Here is a 2,348-nt window from a genome sequence, read left to right as displayed (position 1 = left end):
CCGGATTCGGGCGTGCTGTTCGACGACATGTTCTTCCATGACGGCGCGACGGTGCCGGCCGGCCGCTTCATCCAGCCGCGCGTCGAGGCCGAGATGTAGTTGATGATCTTGCGGAAGGAAAAAATCATCCGGCTGGTGCGGTCCTGCTGGCGCAACTCGCCATTGACGCGGGTGGTCAGCGCGATATCGGCGATCTGCGCCTCTTCGCTGAACGGCACCAGCCATGGGCCGATCGAGCCGCTGCGGTCGAAATTCTTGCCTTGCGTGACGTTGAACTTGGCATGCCGCACCCAGTCGCGGATGGTGCCTTCATTGCACAGCGAGAGCGCCGCGATATGGCCGAGCGCGTCGGCCTCGGCAATGCGCCGGCCGGCCTTGCCGATGACGATGACGATCTCGCCCTCATAGTCGAGCTGCGGTGATTCCGGCGGCCGCACCAGCGGCGCGCCATGGCCGACGAAAGATCGGGGGAAGCGGATGAACAGTGACGGGTTGGAGGGCGCTGCCTGGCCGTCCTTGTACTCCTCGTTGCGGTCCGGATAGTTGACGCCGACGCAGATGATCTTTTCCGGTGACGGGATCGGGATTTCATAGGCGATGGCGTCGAGCGGGAAATCTGGGGCGAAGGCCTCGGCCGCTTCCGCCAGCCGCCCAAGGCGCCGGCCTCGATCACTTCACGCAGCGTCGGCCACTGGCCGTAACGAGCCGACAGGTCGATAACGCCCTTGCTCGTGATCGCGCCATAGCGCGCCTTGCCGCCGACGGTGAAGGTGGTGAGCCGTGCGGGGTTCATGCTGCGGCTCCGGCGATGGTGGTGGGCGAGGGGGCGTGACGGAACGCTGACATTGATTAGAATCCCACTACGGCGCTATGATCGGCGACGCCGTCAAATCCGGCTGGCGTGCCTTCGCTCCGGCAAACGCACTGCCCTCCTCGAACCAGCTTTTCGGCGCCGGCGCGCCCCACAGCGTCTGGCGCTGCGGGTCCTTGAGGTCCCATTTGATCGGCTCGAGGTCCGGATCGACCGTCTGGTAATCCGAACAGTAGATCTCGATGCGGTGATTGTCCGGGTCTCTGACATAGAGGAAGAATGCGTTGGAAATGCCGTGCCGGCCGGGGCCGCGTTCGATGTTCGGCAGATAGCCCGTCGTTGCCATCAGATCGAGCAGGTCGATGATGTTGAGCGGCGTCGGCACCCAGAAGGCGACATGGTGCAGGCGCGGCCCGATGCCGTTGGTGAAGGCGATGTCGTGCACGCCGCCCTTGCGGTGCGTCCACGCCGCCCACAGCTTTCCGCTGCTGGCGTCCTCGGTATACTCGGTCACCCGGAAGCCGAGCTCGTTGTAGAAGGCGACGGACTCGTCGACATTGGGCGAGAAGCAGTTGAAGTGGTCGATGCGCAGCGGCTTGACGCCCTTGTAGAGCGCATACTTCTGGTGGATCGGCGGCAGCCGCTCCATCTCCGCGTAGAATTCAAGCGGAATGCCGTGCGGATCGCGGGTGCGGAAGGTGCGCGACTGGTAAGGCCGCTCGACCCATTCCACCGGCAGGCCCTTGTCCTTGAAGAAATGCACTGCCTTGTCGAGGTCTTCATCCGAGAAGACCTTGAAGCCAAGGTCGCGCGCTTCTGCCGTGGCCGCCTTCTTCAGCACGATGCAATGGTGCCCACGCTCCTCCAGCGCCCTGAGATAGATGGTGTCCGATGTCTCGTCGGTGACCTGCAGGCCGAGCGTATCGACATAGAAGGCGCGGGATTTGGCGAGGTCGGTGACGGCCAGCTCGACATGGCTGAGGCGCACGATGTTGAAGGCGGGGTAGAGATTGGGCTTGGGCAAGGGCATCTGATTTCCTCCGGTCAGCCGCCGAGTTTCTGGATCGCGTGCGCCGTCGTCGCAAAGGCTACGTTCTTCGTCTCCATGTAGAAGTCGAAGGAATGGTCCCCGCCGTCGCGGCCGATGCCGGAATTCTTGACGCCGCCGAACGGTGTCGGCAAATGGCGCACATTCTCCGAGTTGACCCAGATCATGCCGGCGTCCAGCGCATCGGTGAAGCGGAAGGCGCGGGTGACGTCCGAGGTCCAGAGATAGCCGGTCAGGCCGTATTGCGTGTCGTTGGCCAGCGCAAGCGCCTCGGCCTCGTCGTTGAAGGGAATGGCGCTCAGCACCGGCCCGAAAATCTCCTCCTGCGCAATGCGCATGCCGTTGGTGACGTTGGTGAACAGTGTCGGGCCGACATAACAGCCGCCGCCCGGCCCATCGACCTTGCCGCCGCCGACGGCGAGCGTGGCCCCCTCCGACCTGCCGATCTCGATATAGGACAGCACCTTCTTTTCATGCACCGGATGGATG

At 63.8% G+C, this 2,348-nt stretch carries 2 protein-coding genes and 2 pseudogenes; 1 reads left to right on the top strand and 3 read right to left on the bottom strand.

Translation table 11 applies throughout. The annotated features are described in order from the left end of the window. Positions 1-93: pseudogene (locus EN749_RS39190) on the top strand (2-oxo-hepta-3-ene-1,7-dioic acid hydratase); the annotation flags it as partial. Here EN749_RS39190 and EN749_RS34230 read toward each other — a convergent pair. The 3 genes and pseudogenes from EN749_RS34230 to EN749_RS34220 all read right to left on the bottom strand — a co-directional run. After that, positions 90-793: pseudogene (locus EN749_RS34230) on the bottom strand (fumarylacetoacetate hydrolase family protein); the annotation flags it as partial. The pseudogenes EN749_RS39190 and EN749_RS34230 sit on opposite strands and share 4 nt — an antisense overlap. A gap of 67 nt (positions 794-860) precedes the next feature. After that, positions 861-1,841, bottom strand: coding sequence for a 3,4-dihydroxyphenylacetate 2,3-dioxygenase (hpaD, locus tag EN749_RS34225; protein ID WP_128287744.1), 981 nt, complete (start codon positions 1,839-1,841; stop codon positions 861-863). Positions 1,842-1,855: 14 nt separating this feature from the next. Continuing rightward, positions 1,856-2,348, bottom strand: a 493-nt coding sequence (locus tag EN749_RS34220) for an aldehyde dehydrogenase family protein (protein ID WP_128364835.1), incomplete at its 5' end; no start/stop codon positions are given.

It is taken from the genome of Mesorhizobium sp. M7A.F.Ca.ET.027.02.1.1 (genome assembly GCF_004022985.1).
In the GTDB taxonomy this organism is placed as follows: Bacteria; Pseudomonadota; Alphaproteobacteria; order Rhizobiales; family Rhizobiaceae; genus Mesorhizobium.
This window is presented reverse-complemented; position numbering and strand designations above follow the sequence as displayed.

Coding starts and splice junctions, on each gene's coding strand:
- hpaD (WP_128287744.1), bottom strand. CDS start 1,841: ATGCCCTTGCCCAAGCCCAATCTCTACCCCGCCTTCAACATCGTGCGC.